The 14,931-nt window shown below is 47.3% G+C and carries 15 protein-coding genes and 2 pseudogenes; 7 read left to right on the plus strand and 10 right to left on the minus strand.

The window, feature by feature from the left end; translation table 11 throughout:
* Window positions 1–96: 96 nt before the first annotated feature.
* From NIT79A3_RS13140 to NIT79A3_RS13170, 8 genes are all read right to left on the minus strand, one after another.
* Window positions 97–1,017: a cation diffusion facilitator family transporter gene (locus NIT79A3_RS13140; RefSeq protein WP_041361021.1), complete on the minus strand. Its 921-nt coding sequence runs from the start codon at window positions 1,015–1,017 to the stop codon at window positions 97–99.
* A gap of 209 nt (window positions 1,018–1,226) precedes the next feature.
* Window positions 1,227–1,436: a hypothetical protein gene (locus NIT79A3_RS13145; RefSeq protein WP_013966668.1), complete on the minus strand. Its 210-nt coding sequence runs from the start codon at window positions 1,434–1,436 to the stop codon at window positions 1,227–1,229.
* A 163-nt stretch (window positions 1,437–1,599) separates the two neighbouring features.
* Window positions 1,600–1,755 (minus strand): hypothetical protein, encoded by a 156-nt coding sequence (locus NIT79A3_RS18840; RefSeq protein WP_156797088.1) that lies wholly within the window; start codon window positions 1,753–1,755, stop codon window positions 1,600–1,602.
* Window positions 1,756–1,998: 243 nt separating this feature from the next.
* On the minus strand, window positions 1,999–2,817 hold the full coding sequence (locus tag NIT79A3_RS13150; protein WP_013966670.1) for a sulfite exporter TauE/SafE family protein: 819 nt from the start codon (window positions 2,815–2,817) through the stop codon (window positions 1,999–2,001).
* Between the two features lie 4 nt (window positions 2,818–2,821).
* Window positions 2,822–4,510 (minus strand): bifunctional protein tyrosine phosphatase family protein/NAD(P)/FAD-dependent oxidoreductase, encoded by a 1,689-nt coding sequence (locus tag NIT79A3_RS13155; protein ID WP_013966671.1) that lies wholly within the window; start codon window positions 4,508–4,510, stop codon window positions 2,822–2,824.
* Between the two features lie 105 nt (window positions 4,511–4,615).
* Window positions 4,616–5,023 (minus strand): metalloregulator ArsR/SmtB family transcription factor, encoded by a 408-nt coding sequence (locus tag NIT79A3_RS13160; protein ID WP_013966672.1) that lies wholly within the window; start codon window positions 5,021–5,023, stop codon window positions 4,616–4,618.
* A 64-nt stretch (window positions 5,024–5,087) separates the two neighbouring features.
* Complete coding sequence (locus tag NIT79A3_RS13165) at window positions 5,088–5,528, minus strand: YeeE/YedE family protein (protein ID WP_013966673.1); 441 nt, start codon at window positions 5,526–5,528, stop codon at window positions 5,088–5,090.
* 25 nt (window positions 5,529–5,553) lie between these two features.
* A complete protein-coding gene (locus tag NIT79A3_RS13170; RefSeq protein ID WP_013966674.1) occupies window positions 5,554–5,985 on the minus strand; it encodes a YeeE/YedE family protein in 432 nt (143 codons plus the stop codon).
* A 103-nt stretch (window positions 5,986–6,088) separates the two neighbouring features.
* On the opposite strand from NIT79A3_RS13170, the gene NIT79A3_RS13175 reads away from it, so the two are divergent.
* Window positions 6,089–6,949: an MBL fold metallo-hydrolase gene (locus tag NIT79A3_RS13175; protein ID WP_013966675.1), complete on the plus strand. Its 861-nt coding sequence runs from the start codon at window positions 6,089–6,091 to the stop codon at window positions 6,947–6,949.
* Window positions 6,950–7,083: 134 nt separating this feature from the next.
* On the plus strand, window positions 7,084–9,546 hold the full coding sequence (locus tag NIT79A3_RS13180; RefSeq protein ID WP_049785375.1) for a plasma-membrane proton-efflux P-type ATPase: 2,463 nt from the start codon (window positions 7,084–7,086) through the stop codon (window positions 9,544–9,546).
* A 227-nt stretch (window positions 9,547–9,773) separates the two neighbouring features.
* On the opposite strand, the gene NIT79A3_RS13185 is transcribed toward NIT79A3_RS13180, so the two are convergent.
* Complete coding sequence (locus tag NIT79A3_RS13185; protein WP_013966677.1) at window positions 9,774–10,097, minus strand: IS3 family transposase; 324 nt, start codon at window positions 10,095–10,097, stop codon at window positions 9,774–9,776.
* A 152-nt stretch (window positions 10,098–10,249) separates the two neighbouring features.
* Here NIT79A3_RS13185 and NIT79A3_RS13190 point away from each other — a divergent pair.
* From NIT79A3_RS13190 to NIT79A3_RS13210, 5 genes and pseudogenes are all read left to right on the plus strand, one after another.
* Window positions 10,250–10,978 (plus strand): annotated as a pseudogene (locus NIT79A3_RS13190) (IS630 family transposase); the annotation flags it as partial.
* Between the two features lie 75 nt (window positions 10,979–11,053).
* Window positions 11,054–11,344, plus strand: a complete 291-nt coding sequence (locus NIT79A3_RS13195) for a transposase (RefSeq protein WP_013964263.1) — start codon at window positions 11,054–11,056, stop codon at window positions 11,342–11,344.
* Window positions 11,335–11,682 carry an IS66 family insertion sequence element accessory protein TnpB gene (gene tnpB / locus NIT79A3_RS13200; protein ID WP_013964262.1) on the plus strand — a complete coding sequence of 116 codons (348 nt, stop codon included), beginning with the start codon at window positions 11,335–11,337 and terminating at the stop codon, window positions 11,680–11,682. The genes NIT79A3_RS13195 and tnpB overlap by 10 nt, the downstream gene beginning before the upstream one ends.
* Before the next feature lie 49 nt (window positions 11,683–11,731).
* Complete coding sequence (locus tag NIT79A3_RS13205; protein WP_013964261.1) at window positions 11,732–13,315, plus strand: IS66 family transposase; 1,584 nt, start codon at window positions 11,732–11,734, stop codon at window positions 13,313–13,315.
* Between the two features lie 22 nt (window positions 13,316–13,337).
* Window positions 13,338–13,649, plus strand: a pseudogene (locus NIT79A3_RS13210) (transposase); the annotation flags it as partial.
* A gap of 95 nt (window positions 13,650–13,744) precedes the next feature.
* Here the strand turns inward: NIT79A3_RS13210 and NIT79A3_RS17950 are convergent.
* Complete coding sequence (locus NIT79A3_RS17950; RefSeq protein WP_013966678.1) at window positions 13,745–14,152, minus strand: DUF3579 domain-containing protein; 408 nt, start codon at window positions 14,150–14,152, stop codon at window positions 13,745–13,747.
* Window positions 14,153–14,931 lie beyond the last annotated feature (779 nt).

Consider the following 14,931-nt stretch of genomic DNA (forward strand, 5'->3'; position numbering starts at 1 on the left):
CTCGTTTTTCATCTGGAGTTTGCAGTTATTCTTAATGATGTTCTTTGGGCACGCAATTTACTCCACACGCAAAAACTTCATCGCTACGTTGCCACTTTAAACCACGTCTGAAGGCTCTTGTTCACAGGGATGAGATACATTTCCACACTCAAACTGAACAGTAGTGTGCTGAATTCCAAACTTCTCACGCAATTCGTTATTGATTTGAACCAATAGCAGATCGTCAATGACCGCATCCGGTTTGATTAAATGCACGGTTAGCGCAATTTCCGTCGTGCTCATTGCCCAGATATGCAAGTCGTGAACTGCTTCTATTCCTGGAAGATTCGCGAGATAAGCCTCAACTTGGGCCGGATGAATATTGGCTGGGACAGCATCAAGTGCAAGGTTCAGCGATTCGCGGAGCAAACCCCAAGTTCCTATACCGATAATTACGGCGACCACAAGGCTTACGACTGGATCCAACCACAACCAGCCTGTAATTTTTATGGTAATAGCTGCTATAACAACACCCAGAGAAACCGCTGCGTCAGCCACCATGTGTAAATATGCGCCGCGAATATTCATATCTTGCTTTTCGCCTGACATGAAAAGCCACGCCATAAACCCATTGATTACAATGCCAACTGACGCCACCCAAATGACTGTGTCACTCGCCACCGACTCGGGATAGCCAAATCTGTGAATGGCTTCCCAGGTGATAGCGCCGACAGCAACAAGCAATACTAGCGCATTAATCAATGCAGCTAATATCGAAGTACGGCGTAAACCATATGTGTGCCGCTGTGTTGGCAGCTTGCGCACTAATACGCTTGCGCCCCACGCGAATAACAAACTCAACACATCGCTGAGATTGTGGCCAGCATCTGCCAACAGCGCGAGAGAATTTGAAAGTAAACCAAAAATAACTTCTACCACAGCGAAACCTACATTTAGTGCAACCCCAATTGCGAATGCGCGATCATAGCTTTTTGGAACGTGGCTATGATCATGATCGTGAGCGTGGTTATGTGCCATGTATTGATTTTCTTCCAGCATGTGAAATTCTAAAGTTAGCGGCTTAACTATTTTTAAACAGCAGTACAATCAAATCATATAGCGACCTACTTTTTTCTGCTGCCCAAAAATCACTATTATTTTACAAATAATCAATAAGATGGTTATCCGCATTAGCATACTTTTTAGTGCGCCTCAAATTTAGCTGAGGCAGATCAAAGTAACATATTTCATTCCATCGCTAATAAATAAGTCATCGCAGGCCATAAGGTGTACAAGTCTCGACTTACTGTATCAACAGTGCAGTGATACCGAGCAATCTTTTCCATACCAGTATAGTCAGACAGAATCATTGCTTCTGGTGTAATTGCTTTGACGCAAGTCCAGTGTTTGATCCCGCCACTGAATAAAATAATCACGGCAATATCGTCCTGCCTCATGTGCTGGGTAAGTTTTTCCCAATATTCATCTAAGGAAACTCTGATTAAGTCCTTCGACAGGCTCAGGACGAACGGTAATATATTGATTACGTTCGTGGTGAGCTTGTCAAACCATGAATGTAATCAACTTAATCAGAGCTTCCCTAAGGTGACGAGATCAGTTTCAAATGCTTTCCTTTTGCATTTTCTGATTCTGGCAGAATCTGACCGATACAATGGCGACATCAATGAACCCAATATCAATACCATCAATTCCGGAAGTGAGTACTTCCCCGAGCAGGTCTTTCTTGGCTAGATGACCAATTAAATCATTGAACAAGGCTTTTCATTGACTACTTTTTTCTTACGCTTTCTATCAACCTGATATTTGCCTATCACCATCTCTGCCGCATTCAGTACAGAATAAACCCCGCACAGGTGATCAATGCTGTCTTGCCGGGTCGATCTAACATCTCTCTCATCACTCATCACGTTTACCATAGCTTGCAAACTGTGTGATCAACAAACAACTGACTATCCCTGATATAGCGCGTGAGCAATGACATGCATTTACCCTGCGATGCTAAAGAAATGCAATCCAAATTACTTTAACAATCAAACCGATTGCTACACTGATTGCCAATATAGCAAAACTTTGCTGCAATCTTTGTCCTACGAAACGATCGGCGAATAATCTGCCAAGCAACATGCCTATAATAGTCCCACCACAAAAGGGAAAAGCAATCGGCCATTTCAGGGCGCCAATGAATATTGCTGAAACCACACCAGTCAGGGAAATCAATGCAATAATGGCGAGTGATGTGGCCATTATGGATTGCATATCCAGATTAGTGACTTTCTTGAGTGTCGGCACGATTACAAATCCACCACCTACACCTAGCAAGCCTGACAAAAAACCTGCCATCGCGCCTGAGAATGCTAATGCTCTAAAGCAAGGAATGTTCCAAACTAAACGCTCACCGATATCATCCATCCGACAAGGTGTATCAGTCAATATTCTCACGTCTTTGCCATTTTCATGCAGGCTTTGGCGGAACATACGAATAGCAACATAAATTAACACACAAGCAAACAACAAGGTCAGCGGTGCATTTGGCAACTGCTGTGCAGCCCATATGCCTATTGGAGCGGTCAATGCGCCTGTCGCTGCGATCAGACTGGCTGCCCGGTACCTGACTATTTTCTGCTTGAATGCCAACAATGCTCCGATTGCTGCTGACAAGCCGACCGCAAGCAAACCAATGGGAGCAGCTTCTGCAACCGTAAGATGCAAGCTGAACATGAGCAGCGGGACAGCAATGATGGCTCCACCTGCCCCTGTCAGTGCAAGCACGATGCCCGTGAATGAACCCAGTAAGATGCTGATTAGGTTTGGTTCCATCTGCTTAGCTTACACCTGTTGAATCAGTGAGCCATTCACGGCCTTTCAACATGCCGTTCCAATATATCCAGGGGAATAATTTGGTTTTGAGAAACCACGCAAATCGGCTTGGTACGGTCGGATTGAACGGAAAAGTGGGCAACAACTTACCGCCAAAACCAAATTCGGCGAGTATCACTTTGCCATTCTCCACCGTGAGAGGACAAGCGCCATAACCATCATAAATATTGGTACACTCTTTGCCTTCTTTAGCTGCCAGGAGATTTTCTGCCACTATAACGATTTGCTTTCTGGCTGCAGCGGCTGTTTTGGCATTAGGTGAAGAACAAACATCTCCTAAGGAAAAGATGTTGGAGTAACGCGGGTGCTGCAATGTTTTGGGATTGACCTCACAGAATCCGGCAGCATCGGCCAATGGGCTTTTACTAATGAAGTCTGGTGCTACCTGAGGCGGTACGACATGTAGCATATCAAACGGTTTTTCTATACGCGTTACATTTCCCTCGCTATCCTTGATGTCGAAGCTGGCTATTTTGTTGGTGCCATCGACCTTTACCAGATTGGAATTGAATGCCAGTTTTGCGTGATAACGTTTTACATATTCCATCAATGGCGGAACAAAATCAGCTACACCAAACAAGACTGCACCGGCTGTATTGAATTCGACTTCGATATCGTCCAGCGTGCGGTGGCGTAACCAATAATCTGAAGAAAGATACATGGCTTTTTGAGGAGCACCGGCACATTTGATCGGCATGGAAGGTTGCGTAAACAAGGCCTTTCCGCTTTTAAGGTTTTTCGTCAGTGACCACGTATAAGGAGCCAAATCGAAATGATAATTGGAGGTGACGCCATTCTTGCCGAGTGTTTCCTGTAAACCTTCTATTTTTTCCCATGCCAGACGTATACCTGGACAAACGATCAATTGTCTGTAGCCGATTGACCGGCCATCTGACAGGTTAATCAAATTGTTGTCTGGATCGAATCCAGCCGCTGCTGCTTGTATCCATTCTGCCTTCGGAGGAATGACATCCGCCATGTTTCGCACCGTCTGTGCTATGTCATAAGCACCGCCACCGACCAGTGTCCAGGCAGGCTGATAATAGTGTTTATCACTGGGTTCAACGATAGCGATGCGAAGAGCTGGTCTGCGATGCAGGAGACTGGCAGTCACACCGATTCCTGCCGCGCCACCACCTATCACAACAATGTCAAATGCATTACCCCAATTACAAGCAGCTGCCACTGAAAGTGACTTGTCTTGGGATGCGTGTGGAATGTGAATTGTTTCAAGTGCTTCACCTGTCCAACTGCAAGCGGCTATGACAGATTCATCCTCATCTTCGGACGCTTGTTTTTGCTTGATCAGTTCATACAATGCCTTGGCCCGATTGCCGGTATTACAGAAAGCCAGGATTGGTCCGGGCAATTCAGTCAGTAGTTTGTTAAATGATTCAATCTTTTCGGTGGAGACTGGGCCAATCTCAATGGGTAAATAAATAAAAGTGATTCCAAACGAGTGCGCCGCTTTTTCCAGTTCCAGGCTGGCGGGATGGGTTTCGTTTTCTTCATGATCTGGGCGATTGCAGATAATAGATTTATACCCCTCTGATGCTATTTCTGCCAAATCATCAACGCTGATCTGACCGGTAACAAACAGTTTCTCATCCAGTTTTTTCGTAACAATGCTCATTTCTCTCTCCTCCAGTAAGGATTGGTTTTCGCTCGAATACAGAGCTTGTGAGTAAATCTAATGCATGTCTCGATAGCCGCATTGGCTGGTGTTCGCCTCGCCTATTTACTTGATATGTGTTTCAGCATTATGCTCCATCTGCTTTTCTGCTGAGAGTGGTAATTTTTTACCGGCACAATAAATATGGTACAAAGTCTGCATGATTTGCAACGCTTCCTGACTGGCCAGACTGTAATAAATATATTTACCCTTGCGTTGAGTATTTACCAGCTTTTCTCCACGCAAAACGGTAAGTTGTTGTGACAGTGTTGGCTGGCGAACTTCCAGTGACTGTTCCAATTCACGTACATTTTTTTCGCCTTGCACGAGTTGGCATAGAATCAGTAAGCGATCTCCATTGGCTAAGGCTTTCAGTAAGGCGCATGCTTGTGCTGCCAATGCCTTATTGGACAGTATGTCGCCCAAATCAGTATTTCTTTCTATTTTTTGAATGATTGATTGGTTTCTCGACATAAATACATTCTCAATTTTTGGTTAAAAGTATCTGCAAAAGTTTCCATAAGTTACGCGCTTCAGCTTATTTATTAGAGCTGGAATGATTTTCTCGATATCGTTCCAGCAGCTCAAAAATACCCATTCCAATCAACACTGCCACTACAAAAACAATGCCATGAAGACTACCTGTTCCAACGAGAACAAGCCCTGGGCCCGGGCAAATACCTGCAATGCCCCAGCCTATGCCAAATGCCAAGCTTCCCAAAACCAGACGTCTATCAATTACGCGCGAAGTAGGTAAATTAATGGATGTGCCCAAATAGGTTTGGCCACGGCGGCGTGCTAAGGTGAAAGCAATCACGCCGACACTGATCGCTCCAAGCATTACAAATGCCAGTGATGGATCCCATGAGCCGGCCATATCGAGAAATGATAAGACTTTTTCTGGGTTTGCCATTTCCGAAAAGATCAGGCCGATACCAAAAATAAGGCCGGATATCAATGCAATTAAAATAATAATCATAGTATGTTCTTCCTCACCAGAGTAATTAGCTCAATAGATGTCTTATGACATAAACTGTGGCAACACCGGTCGTAATAAATATCAGGGTTGCAACGATCGAGCGTGGTGACATGCGCGATAGTCCGCACACTCCGTGACCACTGGTGCAACCGGAACCATAACGTGTACCGATACCCACGATCAGCCCAGCCAATGCTAAAAGACCGTAACTGGTGTCAATTTGGATGGGCGGTAATTCACTAAATAACTGCCAAATCAGGGGTGCCATGATAAGCCCTGAAACAAAAGCAATACGCCATCCCATGTCGCCACCATGCAGCTTAAACAGACTACCAACAATGCCGGAAATACCTGCGATCCGACCAGCAAGCAATAACAATATTGCAGTTGCAATACCAATTACCATGCCTCCAGCCAATGCAGATCCTGGTGTGAAATGCGTCCAATCAATCATCATGATGTTTTCCCCAAATTTCTCATAACATTTAAACAAAATATATATTACATGTTATGATATACTATAGTCAATGAATATATTTAATTTAAAAAAGGAGATAGACATGCATCCGAATATCCAGGCATTCTTTGATCCAGCTACTTGGACGGTGAGTTATGTTGTATTTGATGAACCAGGAGGAAGTTGCGCCATTATTGATCCCGTGCTTGATTACGATCCGAAAGCAGGTAGAACTAAAACCACTTCCGCAGACAAATTGATCGCATTCATCAATGAACAGAATTTAACTGTAAGCTGGATTCTCGAAACACACGCTCATGCCGATCACCTCTCATCTGCTCACTATCTCAAAGACAAACTGGGAGGCAAAACAGCCATCGGCGATCATATTCCTTTAGTACAAAAGGTTTTCAAAAAGTTGTTCAATATGGAGTCGCAATTCACAACAGATGGCAAGCAATTTGACCACTTACTGTCGGATGGTGAAATATTCCATGTCGGGAAGCTAAGTGCCAAAGCTATTTCAGTTTCGGGACACACACCAGCGGACATGGCTTATCAGTTTGAAGATGCGATATTTGTGGGTGATACCCTGTTTATGCCGGATGTGGGCACTGCGCGCGCCGATTTTCCGGGTGGCGATGCGCGCCAGCTTTATCGCTCTATTCGTAAGCTATTGGATCTTCCACCTGAAACGAGACTGTTCATGTGTCATGATTATCCGCCCAACGGTCGCTCTGCACAGTGGCAAAGCACGGTAGCACAGGAACGCGCACATAATATTCATGTCCATAATGGTGTAAGTGAAGATGAATTTGTTGCCATGCGCACCGCACGCGATGCCACATTGGAAATGCCGGTATTGATGCTACCTTCCGTACAAGTTAATGTGCGCGCAGGTCAAATGCCTCCAGCGGAAGATAACGGGGTTATCTATTTTAAAATACCGGTCAATATAATCTAGGAAGGTCAAGAAGTGGTTACAGCGAACTCATAGATGCGTTGTGTGATACTCAGCTTTTACATGGATCACCACTACTTCAAACGGCATCAAGATGCCGAAGAAGTGGTGTTGAAAATCACTCAACTCTTTCGAACATGCCAATGACCTCCAATATTCCTGATATCGCCTCCGCTTCTGTTTCTGAAACGCTCAAAGCGCTTGATGTAAATCCAGAAATAGGCCTCACACACGTTGAAGTGGATAACCGTAGAAAAGAATATGGCTACAACGAAGTAGCCGAACAAAAAAAGCATTCGGTTCTTATGTTTCTCGGGAAATTCTGGGGCGTGTCGGCGTGGATGCTGGAATTGATTATGATTTTGTCGGCAATTCTGGGTAAATTCTCTGATTTGGTTATAGTGAGCGCATTGCTGGTAGTCAATGCTGTATTGAGCTTTTTACAGGAACGGCGGGCTGCCGGTGTCGTTGAAACATTGCGTAAACGCTTGCAAGTAAGCGCGCGGGTACTGCGCGAGGGAAGCTGGCAAGTCTGCCCCGCTCGCGAACTGGTTCCAGGCGACATCATCCGAATGCGCCCCGGCGATATCATTCCGGCGGATATAAAACTCTTCGCTGGAGAATTGAATGTAGACCAATCGGCTCTGACCGGTGAATCACAGGATGTCGACAAGGTTCTGGGCGAAGTGGTGTCATCGGGATCTGTCGTTCGTCATGGCGAAGGCAACGGCGTGGTTATCCTGACTGGGGCAAAAACCTACTTCGGCCGCACCACAGAACTGGTACAGCAAGCACGACCGAAACTCCACATCGAAGCCGTAGTGGCTAAGGTGGTTCGCTGGCTTTTCGTTATTGTTGGCGCACTGTTGAGCCTGGTGATCGTCATATCGCTAATCCGCGGCGCGCCGCTGCTTGAAATGGTTCCACTTATGCTCGTCCTATTGATGAGTGCGGTGCCGGTTGCTTTGCCTGTCATGTTTACAGTTAGCATGGCCATCGGATCGAAAGAGTTAGCGAAGCGCGGTGTGCTGGTTACGCGCCTCAGTGCTGTCGAGGATGCCGCGACGATGGACGTGCTCTGTGTGGACAAAACGGGCACAATCACGATGAACCAACTGGCTGTCACTGGCGTGATTCCAATGGAGCATACGACGGAAACCGATGTGTTGTTTGTCGGTGCACTCGCCTCTCAAGAAGCCAACCAGGATCCGATTGACTTGGCATTTCTGGCTGAGTCGAAAAAACGACAGATCTTTGATGGCATACCCGCTGTCACGCCAGTCTCCTTCACACCTTTCGATGCCACAAACAGACGAACAGAAGCCGTTGTTGAACAGAGTGGGCAACGACTGCGTGTGATGAAGGGCGCTGTGCGAACCGTCGCCCAGGCCTGCGGGTTTCATCCCCAGGAAATCGAAGCATTGGAAGCCCGTGTCGCCGAATCTGCCCTCAAAGGTTATCGGACACTGGCGGTGGCGCGCGGCTCCGAAACAGGTACCCTGGCATTAGTCGGATTGGTAACCTTGTATGATCCGCCTCGCCCGGATGCCAAGCAACTCATCGCTACACTTCACGACCTCGGTGTTCCGGTGAAAATGCTCACGGGTGATGCATTAGCGGTTGCGAGTAAAATCGCACAGGGAGTCGGGCTACCCAACATCAGGCGCGTAGCGGATTTAAAGGCCGCAAGCGCTCAGGCCGACAACAAAGCAGTAGATTTGTTAGCAGGCGCCGATGGTTTTGCCGAAGTGTATCCGGAAGATAAATATATCGTGGTGCAGCACCTGCAAGCCGCAGGGCATGTGACCGGCATGACGGGCGATGGTGTTAACGACGCACCCGCACTGCGCCAGGCCGAAGTGGGCATCGCCGTCAGCACCGCAACCGATGTGGCTAAAGGGGCCGCAAGTGTCGTCCTGACCGAACCGGGATTAACCAATATCGTCGCGTTAGTCGAGCAAGGGCGAATGATCTATCAGCGCATTCTAACCTGGATCATCAACAAGATCAGCCGGACGATCCTGAAAGCCGCCTTCGTGGCTATCGCATTTGTGGTGACCGGCAAGTTCGTCATTTCCGCCTTTGCGATGCTGCTGCTAGTATTTATGACTGACTTTGCGAAGATCGCTCTCGCCACTGATCATGTGCGGCCGTCCAAGCAACCGGAAACGTGGAACATCGGAGGGTTCATTACCGTATCCGTGGTACTGGGCATCGTCATGGTTGTAGAGTCGCTACTTCTCTTGTGGATAGGTTGGTCACATTTTAACTTGGCAAAAAATGATGATGCCCTCTACACTTTCAGTTTTCTAACACTGTTCTACTTTGCAGTGTTCTCTATCGTATCTGCTCGGGAACGTCACTTCTTCTGGTCAACGATGCCCAGCAGAACTCTTGTAATTGCTCTTGTCTCAGTTACTTTCTTGGGTACCACCCTTACATTCTTGGGACTCCCAGGACTCATGACATTACCCTGGCAGCAAACACTAGCAATTTTCGCTTACGCGATGATTTCTTGTCTCGTAGTGAACGACACTATAAAAGTTGCGATGATCAAATGGCGTTCGCCTACTACGGCAGCTTATTCCAGCTCTATCTAGAAGCAGCATTAATAATCTGAGTTATGCTGATTTTCATGGATTCCAAAGTTTCATAAACTATAGCTATAAAAGCGGAAGTCTCATCATTACTTCAAATCAGCCTTTTAGCCAGCGGGATCAAATCTTTCCAGACACTAAAGTGGACCTCGCAGTCAAGACAATAATAGTTCGAATCAGTGAAGCGCGCCACGCCGGTTAGTTCACATTGCCGCATCAGTCGCAATGGTTCAGTCGCACCGACCCATTGTTTGCGCACCGTTATTGGCTGGTCCAGGATTTTTTTTGAGCCAGTCCAATTCCATATTCAATCGACCAATTTCGGAATACAGTCGTTCCGAGCTCACTGACGGATCAACATGCTTCACGCCGCGCTTGGCTTCAAACAGACTGTATGCCTGCTCTTGCAGTTCCTTCTTCCATAAACCAACTTGCGTCGGATGCATACCAAACTCCTGACCAATTTCATTTACTGTCTTGATATCCAGAATTGCTTCAAGCGCTACTTTAGCCTTCAAATCACCCGTAAAATTCTTTCGCTTTACTCCAGTCATTTCCTGCTCCTTCTTTAGCAGGATACCATCTTAATTTACTGTCCTGAAAGGAGGGGCCACTATAGTCAGTTATCTCCTTCTGTATTCCACAAAACTTACAGATCCAGCCAATAAATAGTTTGATTTTTGTTGATTTTGCATGTCGTAGGAGGATGGAAAAAATAGATGCAAGAACCTTAAGAGATGAAGCGCTGCATGAACGTCGCCGGCAAGTGATTCGTCTTCACAAGCGAGGCGGGAAACCTGGGCAAATAGCGCAGGTTACGGAGCTGAGCGACACGGCTGTGAAGAAGATTATTCGACTTTATGAAGAAGGTGGTGCAGCTGGACTAAAGCCTGGTAGACGCGGCCGACGTACGGGTGACAAACGCAGCCTAAGCGAAGAGCAGGAGTTGAGATTGCAACGGCTTATTTGTGATAAGCGTCCTGAGCAACTGAAGATGGATTTTGCGTTGTGGAATCGTGGGGCGATAAGACAGTTAATTGAGCAGGAATGTGGCATATCCATGCCGATACGCACGGTGGGACACTACCTCAAGCGTTGGGGATTTACCCCGCAGAAGCCGATCCGACGTGCTTATGAACAACGCCTGGAGGCGGTAAAGCAATGGCTCAATGAGCAATATCCGGATATTGCCAAGCGCGCTCAAACTGAAGGCGGGGAGATTCACTGGGGTGATGAGACAGGATTAGTCAATACGGATGTGCGAGGACGTGGCTTTGCACCCAAGGGAAAAACACCCGTGACCTACGCTCCTGGCACGCGGCAACGGCTGTCAATGATTGCCACTGTAACCAACAAAGGCTGTGCACGCTGGCAGATTATTGATGGAAATTTCAATTCAGATAGACTCATTGAATTTCTCGAACTACTGATCAAGGGTAAGCCTCCAATCCATCCACATTAACACCCTGATACGTCATCGCTATCCTCAAACCTTTTACAAGGAGGGACGATGTCATCATCAGAAGCGCGACGAATTCATATCGAAGCATGGCAAACCAGCGGTAAGTCTCAGGCGGCTTATTGCCGGGAACATGGTTTGAATACCAAGACGTTTGGCAATTGGGTTCGCAAGCATCGTGCCGGTCAGGTTATCCGGCCGCCTGCGTTGGTCCCGGTCACGATCAAACCGATGCCTGCACCGACGAGCACGCTACGTCTTCGCGGTCAAGGCAATCATGTGTTGGAGCTGCCATCGACGGTTTCGCCGCATTGGCTGGGGGAGTTGTTGAAGTGTCTTTGATTGCGAATCCAGGGAAGATTTGGTTGATGGTTGAGCCGGTGGATATGCGTCGCGGCATTGACGGATTGTCGGTATTGGTGGAGCAGGCGTTGCAGCGCTCGCCTTGTGCGGGTTCGGCGTTTGTGTTTTGCAATCGCGCGGGCAATCGCATCAAAGTGCTGCTGTGGGACGGCACCGGCGTGTGGTTGTGCCAGCGGCGCTTGCATCAGGGACGGTTCGTTTGGGGGCGTTCGGATACGGGCGGGATGGAACTGACTGCGTTGCAATGGGAGTGGTTGATTGCCGGGGTGGATTGGTGTCGTTTGGGGTTGCAATCCTGCGCAAGAAAATATAGCTGAAAGCCAATACTGGAATCACTTTGCGCAAGTTTTGCAGTATAATAACGCCATGAAAACGCACGCAAAACAGTCAATCGAATTAGATCATTTGAACCTCACGCCGGAAGCTAAAACCGAGGTATCGAACCTTATTCAATCACTGCTTACGCAAGCACAAAACGAGCTCAAACTGCTGGAAGCGAAGAATCAGGCACTGAAGCTGGAACTGGCACATTTGCGCCGCATTCGTTTCGGCGCGAAGAGCGAAGCACTGTCGCAGCCACAATTCAGCCTGTTCGAAGAAGACTGGCAAACTGATGCGGCGGCGATCGAAGCGGAAATCGAGCAACTGCCGCTGCCGGTTCCGCAAAAACCCAAGCGTGCACGCGCTGGGCGCCAACCTCTGCCGGATCACCTGCCACGCATCGAACACCGGCATGAACCGGAATCTTGCCAATGCAAACAGTGCGGCAGCGATCTGGTAAAAATCGGCGAAGACGTCAGCGAACAACTGGACGTCAAACCCGCCGAATTCTTCGTGCACCGTCACATCCGCCCGCAATACGCCTGCCGGGCTTGCGAAACCGTGGTCGCGGAACCGGTTCCGCCCGCGGTGATCGACGGCAGTATGGCAACACCCGGACTGCTTGCTTGGATCACGATCTGCAAATACCTCGATCACCTGCCGCTGTATCGCATCGCACAAATCGCCGCCCGGGAAGGTGTCACTTTATCGCTTTCCACGTTGGCGGAATGGATCGGACGTGTAGGCGTGGCACTACAACCGCTGGTTGACCGGCTGATTTTGCACTTATTGCATGGCTCTGTGTTACACGCCGACGAAACCCCGGTGGCGCAACTTGATCCCGGCAGCGGAAGAACGCAACGCGCCTATCTGTGGGCGTATCGCAGTAACGATTTTGAGTTGGGGCCGCGCATCATCGTATTCGACTACCAAACCAGCCGTAGTGGCAAACATGCGCAAAACTTCCTCAACAGCTGGCAAGGCCACTTGCTGGTAGACGACTATGGCGGTTACAAGGCTTTATTCTCCAAAACAGCATCACCCTGCACTGAATTAGGGTGCTGGGCGCACGCGCGCCGCAAATTCTTCGACCTGCACCAAGCCAATGCCAGCACCGTCGCGTATGAGGTGTTGCAGCGCATAGGCGGACTTTACGCCGTCGAAGCCGAAGGCAAGCACTTATCGACCGAAGCCCGGCAGATACTACGTGCAGAAAAAAGCCTGCCGATCCTGCAATCGTTGCACGACTGGTTACTGCAAACTCGCGCCCAAACTGCCAATGGCGGCGGCACCGCCAAAGCCATCGACTACACCTTGAAGCGCTGGCAAAGCCTAATCCGCTACGCCAGCAGCGGACACCTGCCGATTGACAACAACCCCGTCGAAAACACTATTCGCCCCATCGCGCTCGGCAAGAAAAACTGGCTGTTCACCGGCTCCGAACGCGCCGGAAAACGTGCCGCCGCCATTCAAACCCTACTCGGCACCGCAAAACTCAACGGCCTCAACCCCGCACAATGGCTAGCCGACACCCTCGAAAAACTCCCCACCTGGCCTAATAGCCGAATCGATGAATTGCTACCGCTTGCACCGGAGGATATTGAAGCATTGTTGAAGGAATGTGAGTAGATGGTGGGGTTGGAGGGATACAATCAAGGATGCAGGGAAGAAAGTGTTCTTGATCCTGGATAATTTGAGAGTGCACCACAGCAAACCAGTGAAGGCTTGGCTGGAAGAAAATAAGGAAAAGATCGAATGCTTTTATTTACCCAGCTACAGTCCGGAATTAAATCCAGAAGAAAGATTAAACTCAGATTTGAAGCAGGCTATCGGTTCGAAAGTTCCGGTGCGTACCAAGGAGAAATTACATGCCGCTGTCGATGATCATATGTTGATGCTGCAGAATAATCCAGAGCGCGTTGCTTCTTACTTCCAAGATCCGTACGTAAAATATGCCGCTTAAAACTATTTAATGGCCGGATCAATAAGTTAATTTCTATAGAGTCGGCTATTAAACAGTTCGATTTTTTATAGCAGAGAAGACCGGAATACGGAGTTTCAATAAATCTTTTTAATGGCCGGATCAATAAATGGGAATTTCATGTTCCTTTGATGCATTATTAAAACCAATATAAATTTTCTCACAGATAATGAGAACTCAATCACTGGGACAGATGCATCCAGATTAATAACTTCTCTTCCTGGCATCACTCTAAGGCTATTGTCGCAGGCAAAATCCATAATAAATTTGTAGGCATTCGGATTAATATCGTTTAATACGGTCTCCACTAATATACCCATTTGACCCTGGCGTATAACGGGATGAGCATAATTTGAATAGACCCAGCGTCCATTTTTATAATAAGCAAGCACGCCACAGAGTCGCTCCGCCCAATCACTCGGTCGAAATGGCCGGCCATCTGGAGTAATACCCAGAATCAACCACTCTTTAGGCTCGGTTTTCATGTGCGCAGCAAACAGTGGGAGGAGAAACTTAAATTGCGAGACAGCGTTAGCAGAAACCATGGCAATGCTTTTGATGTGAATGCCGAAAGGGTGTGGTCAATTTTCTTGTTGTTATTCCAAACAATAACTGCGTAACTTTCACAAGCAATTGATAGCCTTCGCATCGTGTCAAAACGAATGTTGCCATAATCGTAGTCGTAGCGCTTTATGCAGTCATTAAGCTGATTCATTGTTCCACTACTCCTCAAAAGGCCATAGTGTTTCAGATGTGGTATCACATACCTAACCAAACATTCACATAGTAATCACCGCAACATTGTGATGCAGTCATCGTGAAAATGCTGTGAATCAGCAATCATAAAGATGTAATAAAAAATTCACATCTTCATGAAAAAACATGCCCTTGTTTTAACTTACATAGAACTTAGTGATTGACTACATTAGGTCTAGCAGTAAATAAAAAAGAATTAATTCCAGTGACCAAACTTGAGTAGGATAGCGAGCCATTTATTAATCATGGAGTTATATCAAAGGCTTGTATTCCGGTGAAAAAATCGTGCTCGTATCGCGTGTTGTGGTTCAATATAACCGGATACTCTGTTAAGGGTGTTAAAATATTAAATAGCGAGGTTAAGGATGAAAGAACTTTGTTGCATTGCAATTTATGGAGTATCAATTGGAAAAGAACTTGTTTGTGTATGCCTACTCGGCGGGTGATAGCACTTACCTTATCTATAATTAGATTAATAATAAGTGGCTGTTATTTCGACAACAATTAA

Origin of the sequence: Nitrosomonas sp. Is79A3, assembly GCF_000219585.1 — a bacterium.
GTDB lineage: Bacteria > Pseudomonadota > Gammaproteobacteria > Burkholderiales > Nitrosomonadaceae > Nitrosomonas.

What these genes read in the sequence shown, in the direction of transcription:
- NIT79A3_RS13175 (WP_013966675.1), top strand. Translation starts at nt 6,089, where the DNA reads ATGCATCCGAATATCCAGGCATTCTTTGATCCAGCTACTTGGACGGTG.
- NIT79A3_RS13180 (WP_049785375.1), top strand. Translation starts at nt 7,084, where the DNA reads ATGCCAATGACCTCCAATATTCCTGATATCGCCTCCGCTTCTGTTTCT.
- NIT79A3_RS13145 (WP_013966668.1), bottom strand. Translation starts at nt 1,436, where the DNA reads ATGAGGCAGGACGATATTGCCGTGATTATTTTATTCAGTGGCGGGATC.
- NIT79A3_RS13165 (WP_013966673.1), bottom strand. Translation starts at nt 5,528, where the DNA reads ATGATTATTATTTTAATTGCATTGATATCCGGCCTTATTTTTGGTATC.
- NIT79A3_RS17950 (WP_013966678.1), bottom strand. Translation starts at nt 14,152, where the DNA reads ATGAAAACCGAGCCTAAAGAGTGGTTGATTCTGGGTATTACTCCAGAT.
- NIT79A3_RS13205 (WP_013964261.1), top strand. Translation starts at nt 11,732, where the DNA reads ATGAAAACGCACGCAAAACAGTCAATCGAATTAGATCATTTGAACCTC.
- NIT79A3_RS13140 (WP_041361021.1), bottom strand. Translation starts at nt 1,017, where the DNA reads ATGGCACATAACCACGCTCACGATCATGATCATAGCCACGTTCCAAAA.
- NIT79A3_RS13195 (WP_013964263.1), top strand. Translation starts at nt 11,054, where the DNA reads ATGTCATCATCAGAAGCGCGACGAATTCATATCGAAGCATGGCAAACC.
- NIT79A3_RS13160 (WP_013966672.1), bottom strand. Translation starts at nt 5,023, where the DNA reads ATGTCGAGAAACCAATCAATCATTCAAAAAATAGAAAGAAATACTGAT.
- NIT79A3_RS13150 (WP_013966670.1), bottom strand. Translation starts at nt 2,817, where the DNA reads ATGGAACCAAACCTAATCAGCATCTTACTGGGTTCATTCACGGGCATC.
- NIT79A3_RS13185 (WP_013966677.1), bottom strand. Translation starts at nt 10,097, where the DNA reads ATGACTGGAGTAAAGCGAAAGAATTTTACGGGTGATTTGAAGGCTAAA.
- NIT79A3_RS13155 (WP_013966671.1), bottom strand. Translation starts at nt 4,510, where the DNA reads ATGAGCATTGTTACGAAAAAACTGGATGAGAAACTGTTTGTTACCGGT.
- NIT79A3_RS13170 (WP_013966674.1), bottom strand. Translation starts at nt 5,985, where the DNA reads ATGATGATTGATTGGACGCATTTCACACCAGGATCTGCATTGGCTGGA.